This is a genomic window from Pseudomonas sp. GW822-FHT07A10 (assembly GCF_058798795.1).
In genome coordinates this window covers 407276-420709 of record NZ_JBXAKV010000005.1, presented here as the reverse complement: position 1 = coordinate 420709, position 13434 = coordinate 407276, and the positions used below count along the sequence as shown (strand labels likewise).

General features: G+C 61.0%; 12 protein-coding genes. 1 reads left to right on the top strand and 11 read right to left on the bottom strand.

Annotated features, from left to right (window positions below; translation table 11 throughout):
* Positions 1-75: 75 nt before the first annotated feature.
* The 11 genes from AC1RL4_RS12025 to argH all read right to left on the bottom strand — a co-directional run bounded on the left by AC1RL4_RS12025 (position 76) and on the right by argH (position 12170).
* Positions 76-1227 carry an acyl-CoA dehydrogenase family protein gene (locus AC1RL4_RS12025; protein ID WP_230173649.1) on the bottom strand — a complete coding sequence of 384 codons (1152 nt, stop codon included), beginning with the start codon at positions 1225-1227 and terminating at the stop codon, positions 76-78.
* Between the two features lie 3 nt (positions 1228-1230).
* Positions 1231-2337 (bottom strand): enoyl-CoA hydratase/isomerase family protein, encoded by a 1107-nt coding sequence (locus tag AC1RL4_RS12020; RefSeq protein WP_204123341.1) that lies wholly within the window; start codon positions 2335-2337, stop codon positions 1231-1233.
* A 345-nt stretch (positions 2338-2682) separates the two neighbouring features.
* Positions 2683-3378 (bottom strand): HPP family protein, encoded by a 696-nt coding sequence (locus AC1RL4_RS12015; RefSeq protein WP_026331637.1) that lies wholly within the window; start codon positions 3376-3378, stop codon positions 2683-2685.
* A 160-nt stretch (positions 3379-3538) separates the two neighbouring features.
* Positions 3539-4717 (bottom strand): MFS transporter, encoded by a 1179-nt coding sequence (locus AC1RL4_RS12010; RefSeq protein ID WP_018929136.1) that lies wholly within the window; start codon positions 4715-4717, stop codon positions 3539-3541.
* Between the two features lie 55 nt (positions 4718-4772).
* On the bottom strand, positions 4773-6131 hold the full coding sequence (locus tag AC1RL4_RS12005; RefSeq protein ID WP_230173652.1) for an MmgE/PrpD family protein: 1359 nt from the start codon (positions 6129-6131) through the stop codon (positions 4773-4775).
* Positions 6132-6148: 17 nt separating this feature from the next.
* Entirely contained in the window at positions 6149-7036 is an 888-nt protein-coding gene (locus tag AC1RL4_RS12000) for a polysaccharide deacetylase family protein (RefSeq protein WP_028940622.1), read from the bottom strand.
* Positions 7029-7877 carry a polysaccharide deacetylase family protein gene (locus AC1RL4_RS11995; protein ID WP_493119603.1) on the bottom strand — a complete coding sequence of 283 codons (849 nt, stop codon included), beginning with the start codon at positions 7875-7877 and terminating at the stop codon, positions 7029-7031. The genes AC1RL4_RS12000 and AC1RL4_RS11995 overlap by 8 nt, the downstream gene beginning before the upstream one ends.
* Positions 7878-8079: 202 nt before the next feature.
* Positions 8080-8904, bottom strand: a complete 825-nt coding sequence (locus AC1RL4_RS11990; RefSeq protein WP_028940620.1) for an ABC transporter substrate-binding protein — start codon at positions 8902-8904, stop codon at positions 8080-8082.
* A 39-nt stretch (positions 8905-8943) separates the two neighbouring features.
* Positions 8944-9708, bottom strand: coding sequence for an amino acid ABC transporter ATP-binding protein (locus AC1RL4_RS11985; RefSeq protein ID WP_018929141.1), 765 nt, complete (start codon positions 9706-9708; stop codon positions 8944-8946).
* 10 nt (positions 9709-9718) lie between these two features.
* Positions 9719-10597 carry an amino acid ABC transporter permease gene (locus tag AC1RL4_RS11980; RefSeq protein ID WP_018929142.1) on the bottom strand — a complete coding sequence of 293 codons (879 nt, stop codon included), beginning with the start codon at positions 10595-10597 and terminating at the stop codon, positions 9719-9721.
* A 145-nt stretch (positions 10598-10742) separates the two neighbouring features.
* Entirely contained in the window at positions 10743-12170 is a 1428-nt protein-coding gene (gene argH, locus AC1RL4_RS11975) for an argininosuccinate lyase (protein WP_096480237.1), read from the bottom strand.
* Positions 12171-12466: 296 nt separating this feature from the next.
* Between argH and AC1RL4_RS11970 the strand changes: the two genes are divergently transcribed.
* Positions 12467-13432 carry a LysR family transcriptional regulator gene (locus AC1RL4_RS11970; protein ID WP_019578857.1) on the top strand — a complete coding sequence of 322 codons (966 nt, stop codon included), beginning with the start codon at positions 12467-12469 and terminating at the stop codon, positions 13430-13432.
* Positions 13433-13434: the final 2 nt, after the last annotated feature.

The window sequence follows — 13434 nt, the reverse complement described above, 5'->3', positions numbered from 1 at the left end:
GCTCGCGCCTACAGAGGATATGCATTCCCCTGTAGGCGCGAGCGGTGCGGCGATCCGACTTGCCCGCGAAGCTTTTTAGATCAGGTAGTTCTTGAGTTCCCGGGCAATCACCATCCGCTGTATCTCACTCGACCCTTCATAAATTTGCGTGATCCGCGCATCCCGGTAGTAACGCTCCACCGGGTAGTCTTCCAGATACCCATACCCGCCATGAATCTGAATCGCCGACGAGCAGACTTTCTCCGCAATCTCCGAAGCAAACAGCTTGGCCTGTGAAGCCTCCGACAGGCACGGTTTGCCGGCACTGCGCAAACGCGCGGCGTGCAGGATCAACAGGCGCGCGGCGTTCAGTCGGGTCTGCATGTCGGCCAGCATATTGGCGATGCTCTGGTGTTCGATGATCGGCTTGTCGAACTGCACCCGATCCCGCGCGTAAGCCAGCGCCGCTTCGAACGCCGCACGGGCGATGCCCAGGGCTTGCGCAGCGATGCCGATGCGGCCGCCTTCGAGGTTGGAGAGGGCGATGGCCAGGCCTTTGCCGCGTTCGCCCAGCAAATTGGCTTCAGGGACGGTGCAGTTGTTCAGGGTGACGGCGCAGGTGTCGGAAGCGCGGATGCCCATCTTGTGTTCACTGCGGTCGACGATGAACCCCGCTGTTTCGGTCGGCACCAGGAATGCCGAGATGCCACGCTTGCCCAACTCCGGATCAGTCACGGCGAAAACGATTGCCAGCTTCGCCCGTTTGCCGTTGCTGACGAATTGCTTGGCGCCGTTGATCACCCACTGGCCGTCGCGCAGTTCGGCGCGGGTGCGCAGGTTATGGGCTTCGGAACCGGCTTGCGGTTCGGTCAGGCAGAAGCAACCGATGGCCTGGCCGCTGGCGAGATTCGGCAGCCATTCCTGTTTTTGCTCTTCGGTGCCGTAATTGAGCACCGGCCCGCAGCCGACAGAGTTGTGGATGCTCATTAGCGCGCCGGTAGCGCCATCACCGGCGGAAATCTCTTCCACCGCCAGCGCGTAGGCCACGTAGTCGACATAGGTGCCGCCCCATTCCTCGGGCACCACCATGCCCAGAAGACCCAGTTCCCCCATCTTCGCCACCAGACCGTCATCGATCCAGCCGGCCTTTTCCCAGGCTTGTGCGTGGGGCGCGATTTCGCCGCGGGCAAAATCCCGGGCCATGTCGCGGATCATCACTTGTTCTTCGCTCAATTCGATATCGTGCATGGCTCAGCTCCCGCTCTGGTCAAACCCGGTGAAAAAACTCGCGACGTGCTCGGCGTCCAGCGCCTGCAAGGTTGGCGGATTCCAGCGCGGGTTCTTGTCTTTGTCGATCAGCAAGGCGCGCACGCCTTCGATCAGGTCGCCGCGTTCGAACCACTGGCGATCCAGGTGCAGTTCGAGGGCGAAGCACTGTTCCAGGCTCAGGTGCCGACCGCGCCGCAGCATTTCCAGGGTCACGCCCATGGCCAGTGGTGAACGGCTTTCCAGCAAGTCGGCTGTGGTCATGGCCCACTCATGGCTGTCGGCGACGGTCACTGCACGCAGTTGTTCCACCATACTCGGCACATCGGGCAGGGCGAAGAAGTGGTCGATGACCGGCCGCAGCGCCGCCAGCGGCGCTACCGGCAGTTGCTGCACGGCGAGTTTCGCCAGCGCGCCTTGCAGGTCCTTGAGCGGGGTGTCGTGCCATTCCAGATGGTCGAGTCGCTCGTCCAGCTCGCCCAGGCTGGCGCTCTCCAGATACCAGTCGGCCAGGCCGCAATAGAGCGCATCGGCGGCGCGGATCTGCACGCCGCTGACGCCGAGATAGATACCCAGCTCACCGGGAATGCGCGGCAGGAAGTAGCTGCCGCCGACGTCCGGGAAATACCCGATGGCCACTTCCGGCATCGCCAGACGGCTACGCTCAGTGACCACTCGCAAGTCGGCGCCTTGCACCAGGCCCATGCCGCCGCCCAGGACAAAGCCGTCCATCAAGGCCAGGATCGGTTTGCGGTAGTGATGGATCGTGAGGTCGAGGGCGTATTCCTCGACGAAGAAATCTTCGTGCAGCGTGTCGCCGCTTTTGAAGCTGTCGTACAGCGAGCGGATATCGCCGCCGGCACAGAAGGCTTTCTCGCCAGCACCGCGCAACACCACCGCATGCACCTGCGGATCCTGTGCCCAGGCATCGAGTTGCTGTTGCAGGCTGCGGACCATGTCCAGGGTAATGGCGTTGAGGCCGGCGGGGCGGTTGAGGGTCAGGTGACCGATGTGATTGCGAACCTCGGCCAACACTTCGTTTTGCGTGGCATCCATGGACGGTGTCCCCGGGGATGAAACCTGAGCAGTCATCACTAACTCCCTGCTTTTATTGTTCTTTATAGAGAAGCTCGCGCGCGAGCGATGCAGGATCGTAACAGTGCAAATTTGCCCTGTACAACCGAGATACGTGCAGGTTCTTTCTGCATTTTTACCTTAGTGCAAAATCAAAAGATCGCAGCCTTCGGCGGCCTGACACCGTTTTGAATCAACCTTGAATTTGTGGCGAGGGGGCTTGTCGGATCGCCGCACCGTCCCGTTCGACTGCGCAGCAGTCGCAGATAAGGGCAATGAGGTATGCCTGGAAAAACTCGTTAGCAGGTTTTGGGGCCGCTTCGCGACCCAACGGGGGCACGCCCCCTCGCCACAAAGATGCCTTTAGGTTCTGCTGCTCAGCACTTCACCGATACTGCGCCGCTTGGCATGCAATTCACTGGCATGAATCAACTGCTCGAGGTCTTCAGGGGTGACGTCGTAGAAGGCCTCCATGTCGGCGAGTGCCCGTCGCAGATCTTCGGCGGTGATCGCCTGGCTGTCGGCCGCGGGCATTAGCGGTGCCGGTTCGGCGGGACGCTTGGGGTAACGAATACGCGTGAAGTTGTTGTACGCCAACGCGCTGAGCAGCATCGTCGAGCCGCTGAGCATCACCGGGCCGAGGGCTTTCCAGTCCATGGCGATGGTCGCCGGGTCTGCCAGCACCATCAGCAGCGCCAGCGCCCCGGCGGGTGGGTGCAGGCAACGCAGCCAGCACATCAGAATCAGCGCCATGCCCGCCGCGAGGCAGGCGCTGCCGAGGGTGCGGCTGAGTACGTGAGCGACCAGCAGCGAGATCACCCCCGCGCAGAGGTAACCGCCAAGAATCGACCACGGCTGGGCCAGCGCACCCGAGGACACGGCGAACAGTAATACCGCCGACGCGCCCAACGGACCTATCAGATGCAGCGCCACGTCGATGCCGAACACCTGGCCGCACAACCAGACACTGAACATCGTCCCCATGGCCATGCCGATGGCGGCACGGCTCCATTCGGAGGGGCGGGTGTTGATGGCGGCGGGCAACCAGTGAGCGAGCATGACGAACATCGATCCTTTGACAAAAACCAGGGCAAAAAAAAGGCTTGTCCGGATACCCGGAAAGCCCTTGAAGTGGTTCCAACTATTGGGGGAGGAACGGCGAACAGTGTGCCGGTCATTACCGATACTGACAAATTCATATTAATGCAGCTTCAATGCATTATTTTTGCAGTATCGCGACGCGTCGACCGCTCATGAAACAGAGAAAACCGCCCATCGCCGTCAACGCGCTCAGGGCGTAGAACATGGTGGGCGCGGGCGTGTGCATCAGCAGGAAGCCGCAGATCACCGGGCTCAGTGCGCCGCCGAGGGCCGCAAGGTTCTGCGCGCCGTAGTAGCTGCCGCGCAGTTCTTCCGGGGCCAGGGTGTCGACGAAGAGGAATTCGGCCGGGTAAATGATCATTTCGCCGAGGGTGAAAATGAACATTGCGATGCACCAGCTCACCAGGCTGTCGGCCAGACTGAAACCGATCAAGCCGAGGATGAACAGGCTGCTGCCGCCGACAATCCAGTAACGCAGTTGTTCGCGCTTGAGAAACCGGCCGATCTGGTATTGCAGCAGGATCACGCTGATGGCGTTGCAGGCGAGCAGGGCAGCCATGGTTTCCAGCGCACGTTTGGAATCATGGGTCACCAGCAGGTATTGCGACAGGTACAAGGTAAAACGCCCGTGGACCACGGTGCTGAGCAGGCAGCCGCAGGTGAACATGATCAGCGTGCGGTCGTTTTTCAGGGTGACCAGGGTCTTGAGAAAGTTTTGCGGCTGACCGATGGCGGGTACCTGGGCCGGGTCTTTGGGAATCCCGCTCATCAGGAAAATGCTGAAGAACGCGATGCCGCCGGCGATCAGGAACGGGGCAATCGGGTACACGCCGGCGATCACCACGCCGAGCATCGGGCCGGTGGCGTAACCGATATTGGTCAGGGTGTAGCGCAGCGAAAAAGCCTTGGCGCGTTGGCCCATGGGCAGGTTGTCGCTGAGAATCGCCTTGGACCCGATCAGAAACAGCGCCGAGGCGGTTTCGGTGATCACCAGGGTGGCGGTGGTCAGGTAGAGGTTTTCGGCAAAGGTCAGCAGCACGAAGCCGATGGCACTGGAGAGCATGGCCAGGATCAACAGCCGACGCTTTTCGAGGCGGTCGATGATGTAACCACCATAGAGCGCGAGCAGGGTGGCGATGAACACCGCAATCCCAAGCAGCAGGCCGACGTCCTGTTGGTTGAGGCCGAGCTTGGTGCTCAGGAACAGCGTGAGCAACGGGCTGGTGATGGCGCGACTGACGACGATGGTCAGCGAGCAGATCATCAGCCGGCGGATAACGAGGGAGTAAGTGGCCACGGTGGGGCAAATGTCCTTATTCAGATTCTGTGGTGTTCGACGCGCAACGCCAGGCTCAACTCAGCCACCGATCAAGCGCCCGAACCGACTCCAGTTCTTCCAGCCGCCACAACTGCTCCAGCAGCTCTTTTGCCTGCTGCAGCGGTATCACCCGTCCGGCCAGGCTGAAGAATTTTTCCTCCAGCGCCGCATCGCTCAGCGGATTGCCCGGCGCCCCCAACGGCACCTCAACGCACAGGCTCGCTTGCCGACCGTCCACGGTCCGCACGCTGACGACAGGCTCGCCATCCTCGGACAGATGCGGGTCGACTTCAAGGCGAATACGCGACATCCAGTGTGCAATCCGTGGGTGGCGGCGTTGTTCATCGTCGTAGGCTTCCAACCGGCAATGCCCATGGACCAGCCGGGCCGCCAGGGCATAACGCAGGCTCATCTGCGCCGCTGGCAACGTGCTGACGTCCTGAGCGCCACACATGTCCTGAAGGAATCCGCACAGCGACACCTGAATATCCTCGACCTGATCGACGCTGATCTGCAATTGACCGAGCAACAGGCCCAATGCATCGATCGCCGAATGGGTCCCTCGGCAGGCCGCATAAGGCTTGATCGAGCAGCGGGCGAGTTTCCAGACCCGGCCCAGTTCTGCGTCCAACGCCTCGGGCACGGCGGTGTCCGCCGCGAGGGTCTTGAGGAAACCGCCCCAGACATCATCGAACAGTTTTGTCGGCCCGGTAATGCCTTGTTGAGCAAACCGCGCAGCCAGCAATCCACCTTCGGCGGCGCGTCCGCTGTGGAGTCTTTTGCTTTGTGAACCGTCATGGATAAACGCCCACAGACCACCGCTGAAGCTGCCGGCGATGCCCAGTGCCGACAAGGTTTGTTGTGCATCCAGCCCCAGAATCCGTGCACTGGCCGCCGCCGCGCCAAACACTCCACACGTCGCCGTGGAGTGCCAGCCGGCGCCGTTATGGGCCGAGTAACTGCCGCAGGCTTCGAGCACCCGACGGCCGATTTCGTAGCCGATCACCACCGCAGTAATCAGTTCGCGACCATCAATTGACGCTTCAGAAACCGATAGCGTTGACATCGACAGCGCCGCCATCACCGCCGGCAGCACCACCGCGCCGGAATGGTCGCAGCCGCCGGTGTCGTCCAGCTCCAGGGCATGCGCGGCGATACCGTTGAGCATGGCGGCTTGCGCCGCGCCGACTCGCTGATCGGTGCCCCAGACCAACGTGCTGCCGACTTCCCCCTTGAACACCTGACGCGCCTGTCTGGCGACATCGCTGCCGGCTCCGGCCAGGGCTGCACCGAAGGTGTCGAGAATGTGCCGCTTGGCTTGCTCCACCAACTCAGCCGGTAAATCTTCGAAACGGGTATCGACGCAGAACTGCGCCAGCCGCGCCATTCGCATAACCCCATCCTGATCTCTCATACGCCGTAATCCCGATAATGACGCTCGTACACAGCGGCCGGGTGATCCTCGGTCACCGGCGCTGCCGACTCGGCCCACCACTGAGCCACTTCGGCACCGGTGGCGATCCACACGTCATCGTGCTGCTGAATGCTTTGCAGCAACTCGCGCAACACGCCGATCCGCCCTGGCGTGGCGATGATTTCCGGGTGCAGCCGCAGCACATAACACAGCCCGAACCGGTGGAACCCGGCGAAGTCCATTTGCAGGTTCCCCAGCGTGTGGCTGTAAGAGGCGATGCGCGATTGCGCCGGCGGCACCGCCGGGCTGAGGTTGAAGGCGAAATAGGGCTCGTCCTCCAGTTCGTAGTGCAACGGCAACTCGATTACCTCAGGGGCCGTCGGGTGGGCGAAGGGCAAATCATCGCCGCGCCATGACGAGGACCAGCGGATGCCGTGCTCGCGCAACGCCTCGATGAAGCCCGGTGCGCCATTGCCGGCCGGGATGCGAAAGCCTGTCGGACGCTCACCGGTCAACGCGTTCAAGGCCGCGCAGCCCTTGGCGATTTCGGCGCTTTGCTCGGCCAGGGTCAGGTTGTCGTAGTGCTGATGGCGATAACCGGCGCAGGCAATCTCGTGCCCGCCGGCCTGGATCGCCCGGAGGTGTTGCGGGTTTTCCTCGGCGACGATGCCGGGCACGAACCAGCTGCTGGAAACCCCCAGTTCTGCGAACACGCCAAGCAAACGCTCGACCCCGCGCTGGGTGCCGTAGCGCCACACCGACAAGGTCTTGTCGCGCCCGGCGACTTCCGGCGCCTGGGTGAGGATGCCGTGGATGTCGTTGTAATCGACGGTCAGCACCACGGCGCAGCGGTAGCCGTTGGGCCAGACAATGGAATCAGCCATGGTGATGCTCCTTCAGCCACCAGTGGGCGACGTCGCGGCAGGTGGCGAACCACACGTCGTTGCGTTGGCGCATGTGTTCGAAGAGTTGTTCCAGCAACAGGATGCGTCCCGGTTTGCCGGTGATCTTGGGATGGAACAGGGTGGTCAGGCACAGGCCTTCAGCCATGGCGCCATCGAACTCGCGGCACCAGTTATCGAGGGTCAGTTCGTAGCTGGCGGTACGGTCCAACCCGGAAGGGAAGTCCGGCGCACGGGTGTAGGCGAGGGAGGCGTAGTCGTCCATTTCCCAGCGGCCGGGGATCTCCACCAGCGGCGTATCAAAGCCCGGCACCTTGACCAGGTAGGGCCGGTCATCGCCGCGCATGCTGCTGGAATAGGTCACGCCGGCTTCCACCAGCATGGCCGGCGTTTCGGCCCGCCAGTCGCCCGATGGCGTGCGGAAACCTTCAGCGCGGATGTTCAGGTACTTCCAGAACACCTCGCGGGATTTGTGTATCACATCCTTCTGCTGTTCCAGCGTCAGGGCGTAAAAAGATTCGTGTTTGTAGCCGTGATAGGCCACCTCATGCCCGCGCTCGACAATCGCCTGGCACTGTTTCGGCCAGTTCTCCACGACCCAGGCCGGGACGAAAAACGTGGTCGGGATGCGGAACTCATCCAGCAGATCGAGAATCCGCGGCAGCGCCCGATAAGGGCCGTAACCGCCGAAACCGAAATACTCGGGCTTGCGCCAGATCGAGCCGTTGAGCATGGCATCGCCAGTGGGGCCATCGAGGTCGAAGGCCAGGGCGAGGCAGGCCTGGTGCTGGTCGGGCCAGGTGGGTTGCAGCGAGGAGGACATCGTATGGCGCTCCAGAATTAATAGTTGAAACACCCGTAGCAGCTGCCGAGCCCGCGAGGCTGCGTTCGGTGTGGGCCGCATTCGGACGCAGCCGTCGTGAATTCAAACTACGCGGTGTTTCAGGAAGACCTCGCGTGCAGGGTTTACGACGGCTGCGCCGCCGAACGCAGCCTCGCAAGCTCGGCAGCTGCTACGAACCGTGTTATTTCCCGGCGTTAATGGTCACGGTCTTGATCGCGCCCAGTTCCAGGTCCCATTTCTTCAGGATCGCCTGGTAGCTGCCGTCATCGATCATGCTTTGCAACGCGACTTTCACCGCTTCGCTCAGCTCAGGTTTTTTCTTGCTCACACCCATGCCCGAGAACTGCTTGGAGATCGGCAGGCCCACGGTTTTGTACATGTCCTTTTCCTGGGTCTTGAGGTACGGCAGGGTTTCGCTGCCTTGCATGGCCGCGTCGATACGGCTCTGACGCAATTGCGCACGGGCGTCGGCCGAGCCCTCGGTGCCGATCACGTTGATCGCGGGTTTGCCGGCGGCTTCGCAGTTTTCCTTGCTCCACGCGGCGATTTCCGCCGGGAAGGTGGTACGGCGGCTGGTGCCGACTTTCTTGCCGCACAAGTCGACGATCTCGTTGGTGTCCTTGTTTTTCTGCAAGGTGTAGAACTGCGGACCGCTGGTGAAGTAGTCGACAAAAGTCACGCTGGCCTGACGCTCGGCGGTGTCGGTCATGCCCGACAGCACCATGTCTACGCGGTCAGTCGTGAGCGCGTTGATCATTTGCTCGAAGCCGGTTTCCTGCCATTTGATCTTCACGCCCAGACGTTCGGCCAAGGCGTTGCCCAGGTCATAGTCAAGGCCGGTGAGGGTGTTGGTGGCCGGGTCCTTGAAATCCATCGGCGGGTAGTTCGGCATGATCGCTACCACGATCTCGCCCTTGTCCTTGATGCTGGCCGGCAACTCGGCAGCGAAGGCGAAACCGGATGCCAGGACGCTGGCAAGTACTGCTGGGATGACTAGGTTCTTCATGGTCGTTCTCTTATGAGTGTTGTGAGCGCCAAAGGACGCTTAGGTTCGAACGGCAGAAATGAAGCTTTGGGTGCGTGGGTTTTGCGGACTTATTAGTATTTCTTCGGGGCTTCCAGCCTCCACGATCTGCCCGCCGTCCATGAACACCATGCGGTTGGAAACCTCGCGAGCGAAGCCCAGTTCATGGGTGACGACGATCATGGTCATGCCGGTTTGCGCCAGATCGCGCATCACCGACAGCACCTCTCCGACCAGTTCCGGGTCGAGTGCCGAAGTGGGTTCATCGAACAGCATCAGCTTGGGGCGCATGGCCAATGCACGGGCAATGGCGACACGTTGTTGCTGACCACCCGACAGTTCGATCGGGTAGCTGTTGCGCTTGTCGGCCAGGCCGACGCGTGCGAGCAGTTCCACGGCTTCTTCGTGCGCTTCTTTGGGCGAACGCTTGAGTACCTGGCACGGCCCTTCGATGATGTTTTGCAGCACAGTCATGTGCGGGAACAGGTTGAAACGCTGGAACACCATGCCGGTGGCCAGGCGCTGACGGGCAATCTGCGACTCGTTGAGCTCGTGCAGTTTGTTGCCGACGATCCGGTAACCCACCAGTTCGCCGTCGACCCACAGGCCGCCCTTGTCGATTTTTTCCAGCTGATTCACGCAGCGCAGCAGGGTGCTTTTGCCGGACCCGGACGGGCCGATGATGCACAGCACTTCGCCTTGCTCGACTTCGATGTTGATGTCCTTGAGCGCGTGGAAATGGTCGTAATACTTGTTCAGGCTCACGGCCTTGACGATGCTTCTCATGTTGGGCTCCTCAAGAACGCTTGCCGGCGCCGCGAGCGAAACGACGCTCCAGACGGCTTTGACCAAAGGACAGGACTGTGACGGTGGCCAGGTACCAGATACCGGCGACGATCAGCAGCTCCATCACACGGGCGTTGGCGTAGTAGATGTTCTGCGCGTTGTAGAGCAGCTCCGAGTACTGGATGACGCTCGCCAGGGAGGTCATTTTCACCATGCCGATGAATTCGTTACCGACCGGCGGAATGATGATCCGCATGGCCTGGGGCAGGATGATCCGGCGCAGCGCTTGCAAGCGCGGCATGCCGATCGACTTGGCGGCCTCGTACTGGCCGGTGTCCACTGACAACAGGCCGGCACGCACCACTTCGGCGGTGTAGGCGCCCTGATTGATGCTCAAACCGAGGAGGGCGGCGACGAAGGGCGTCATCAGGCTCACGGTGTCCATTTCGAACAGGCCGGGGATGCCGATGGTGGGGAAGATCAGCGCCAGGTTGAACCACAGCAACAGCTGCAGGATCAGCGGCGTGCCACGGAACAGCCAGGTGTAGGTCAGCGCCACATAGCGCAGGATCGGGTTGGCCGACATGCGCATGATTGCCGTGATCACCCCGAAGACAATGCCCAGCGCCATCGCCAGCACCGCCATGACGATGGTGTTGAGCAAGCCCCACATGATCGCTTGCGAAGTGAGGAACTGGCCGATGTACGACCATTCAATCTTGCCTTCGGCGAAGGCTCGTACCAGGCCGATAATCGCAATGACGATGACGCTGGCGAAGAAAATCCGCCCGTAGTAACGCCGTGGCACGTGTTGGTACTGGGTGATATCGAACTGGTTTTCCGCCAGTTTGCGCTCCGCCTGGAGTCGTTCTGCCTGTGTCTGGCTCATGTTGGTTCTCCGTACACTGTTCTTTCAGATCAAGCACAATCCCCTTGTAGGAGCCGGCTTGCTGGCGATGGAGTGTCAGTCGACATCAATTCAGCTGACACACCATCGCCAGCAAGCCGGCTCCTACAAGGTTTTGCGTTGTCTATCAGAGGCGGAAGCCCTGATAGTTCTCGGTCCACTCCTGCTGCGCGACAAGGGCGGTTTTCAGTCGGCCGATCTGCTCGCGCACCTGTTGCGGCGCGGTGCCACCCCAGCCACTGCGGGCGGCGATGGCGGCTTCGAGGGTCAGGCTGTCGCGCACTTCAGGTGTCAGGCGCGGATCGATCTCGGCCAGCAGCGCCGGCGAGGCTTCCCACAGTTCGATGTCATGTTTCTCGCAGGCCTGGACCAATGCGCCGGTGATTTCATGCGCTTCCTTGAACGGCACGCCGCGCACTGCTAACCAGTCGGCGACTTCGGTGGCAAGGGTGAAACCCAGCGGTGCCTGACGGCGCAGTTCTTCGACGTTGACCTTCATGGTCGCGACCATCCCGGCCATGGCCGGCAGCACCAGCAGCAGGGTGTCGACGCTGTCGAGCACGCCGTTCTTGTCTTCGCTCAAGTCACGGTTGTAGGACAGCGGCAGGGATTTGAGCGTCGACAGCAGGCCGGTCAGGTTGCCGATCAAGCGGCCAGCCTTGCCCCGGGCCAGTTCGGCGATGTCCGGGTTTTTCTTCTGCGGCATGATAGAACTGCCGGTGGCGTAGGCATCGTCCAAAGCGACCCAGCGAAATTGCCGCGACGACCACAGGCAGAATTCTTCGGCGAGGCGGGAAATGTTGATCCCGAGCATGCTGGCGATAAACAGGAACTCGGCGACGTGATCGCGGCTGGCCACGGCGTCGATGGAGTTTTCGCACACGCCGCTGTAGCCCATTTCCTTGGCCGACTGCTGGGGCAGGCGAGCGATGGCGGAACCGGCCATGGCCGCTGCACCCAGTGGCGACAGCGAGGTGCGCGCGTCCCAGTCCACCAGACGCTGCACGTCGCGCAGCATCGATTGGGCGTGGGCCAGCAAGTGATGAGCGAAGACGATCGGCTGGGCCTGTTGCAGGTGAGTGAAACCCGGGCAGATGCTCTCGACGTGTTGCTCGGCCTGCTCCACCAGTGCTTGCTGCAAGGCCAGCACTTCAACGGCCAACGTACGGACGTGATCACGCAGGAACAGCCGCAGGTCGTTGGCAGTCTGGTCGTTGCGCGAACGGCCGGCGCGCAGCTTGCCACCCAGTGCGCCGAGGCGTTCGGTCAGCAGGCGCTCGATGAAGGTGTGCACGTCTTCGTCGTCCGGGGTCGGCGCGATGCTGCCGGCACGGAAGTCATCACCGATGCGCTGCAGGGCGTCGAGCATGGTCTGGGTTTCCTGCTCGCTCAGAAGACCGGCGCGCTGCAATTCCCGGGCATGCGCCTTGGAACCGGCGAGGTCGTACGGGGTGAGGCGAAAGTAGCGCTCGGGGCAACGGGACAGCGCCGCCAGGGCTTCGGACGGGCCGCTCTTGAAGCGGGCACCCCAGAGACGGTCGGTGGTTTGAGACATTGTTGTTTTCCTCGTCGGTAACGCGAACTGATATCGGTGTGCAGAGCCTGAAACACTTCCCGGAAATTATTCGGGTGTGGTCATGGCCAAGCAGTGTTCAAGAGGGCAGTTGCTAAAGGGCGAGAGCTGATCGAAGTGTCAGCTTTTAATAGTTCGAAATCAGTGAGTTGGCACTGATCGGCGGGATTTATTAACGGTTGCCAAGCCTTGTTTTCTGTGTTCATTATTATTAGCCAGCACTGTTTTTGTTGTTGGACACAGGTTGTTGAATAGGGCGCCAGAGGTAAATAAGCATTATGGAAACCCCACTTTCCAATTCCGGAAACCCGCCGTTAAAAACGGTACATCGGGCGCCGTTGGCCCTCAGCGGCCTGGACTTCAAACTGCTCAAAGTATTCAAGGCCGTGGTCGAGGCTGGCGGCTTCAGTGCGGCGCAGAATGAGCTGAACGTGGGCTTGGCGGCCATCAGCAAACAGATTTCCGACCTTGAGATTCGTATTGGCATGCGCCTGTGTACCCGGGGGCGGGAAGGGTTTCACCTGACCGAAGAAGGGCGTCTGGTGTATCAGGCGTCGATCGATTTATTTGCCTCGGTCGATAACTTTCGTGATCGGCTTAGTTCAGCTCAGAATGAACTTATTGGCGACCTTGGGGTGGGCGTCATTGATAATACAATTACGGATTCCAATTCTCCGTTAGTTGCGGCGATTAGAAGAATAAATGAAGAGTCGCCGAAAGTAAGATTTCAACTTCAGGCATCGCAGTTAGATGAAGTGGAAAGAGGCGTGGTCGAGGGGCGGTTAGTGGCCGGGATCGTGCCGGTTTATCAAAAAAGAGAAGAGTTCGATTACTTCCCGCTGTATGAAGAACGCTCGTACGTGTATTGCGCCGTCGGTCATCCACTGTTCTCGGTGCCGGAGGCGGACATGGGCGGCAATGTGCTGCAGGATTACGAGTGCATCAACCACCGCTACGCGATCCATCGGGACAAACTGAATTTTGCCCGCTACGACAGCTTTTCCGCTTCGGCGACTCAAGTGGAAGCCGTGGCGCTGCTGGTCAAGACGGGCCGTTTCGTCGGTTTTCTGCCCGAGCATTACGCGGCAAACCTGGTGGCTCAGGGACAGTTTCGGGCGGTGCGTCCGGACCTGATCAACATCGTCACGCCGTTCAATCTGATCCTGCGCCACAACACTGTGCGCAGTCCGTTGGTGAAGGCGTTTGCCCAGGCGCTGGGGGTGGATTTGAAGGCGCCGGTTTAACC

What these genes read in the sequence shown, in the direction of transcription:
- AC1RL4_RS11980 (WP_018929142.1), bottom strand. Translation starts at nt 10,597, where the DNA reads ATGAGCCAGACACAGGCAGAACGACTCCAGGCGGAGCGCAAACTGGCG.
- argH (WP_096480237.1), bottom strand. Translation starts at nt 12,170, where the DNA reads ATGTCTCAAACCACCGACCGTCTCTGGGGTGCCCGCTTCAAGAGCGGC.
- AC1RL4_RS11970 (WP_019578857.1), top strand. Translation starts at nt 12,467, where the DNA reads ATGGAAACCCCACTTTCCAATTCCGGAAACCCGCCGTTAAAAACGGTA.
- AC1RL4_RS12020 (WP_204123341.1), bottom strand. Translation starts at nt 2,337, where the DNA reads ATGACTGCTCAGGTTTCATCCCCGGGGACACCGTCCATGGATGCCACG.
- AC1RL4_RS11990 (WP_028940620.1), bottom strand. Translation starts at nt 8,904, where the DNA reads ATGAAGAACCTAGTCATCCCAGCAGTACTTGCCAGCGTCCTGGCATCC.
- AC1RL4_RS12025 (WP_230173649.1), bottom strand. Translation starts at nt 1,227, where the DNA reads ATGCACGATATCGAATTGAGCGAAGAACAAGTGATGATCCGCGACATG.
- AC1RL4_RS11985 (WP_018929141.1), bottom strand. Translation starts at nt 9,708, where the DNA reads ATGAGAAGCATCGTCAAGGCCGTGAGCCTGAACAAGTATTACGACCAT.
- AC1RL4_RS11995 (WP_493119603.1), bottom strand. Translation starts at nt 7,877, where the DNA reads ATGTCCTCCTCGCTGCAACCCACCTGGCCCGACCAGCACCAGGCCTGC.
- AC1RL4_RS12015 (WP_026331637.1), bottom strand. Translation starts at nt 3,378, where the DNA reads ATGCTCGCTCACTGGTTGCCCGCCGCCATCAACACCCGCCCCTCCGAA.
- AC1RL4_RS12000 (WP_028940622.1), bottom strand. Translation starts at nt 7,036, where the DNA reads ATGGCTGATTCCATTGTCTGGCCCAACGGCTACCGCTGCGCCGTGGTG.
- AC1RL4_RS12005 (WP_230173652.1), bottom strand. Translation starts at nt 6,131, where the DNA reads ATGCGAATGGCGCGGCTGGCGCAGTTCTGCGTCGATACCCGTTTCGAA.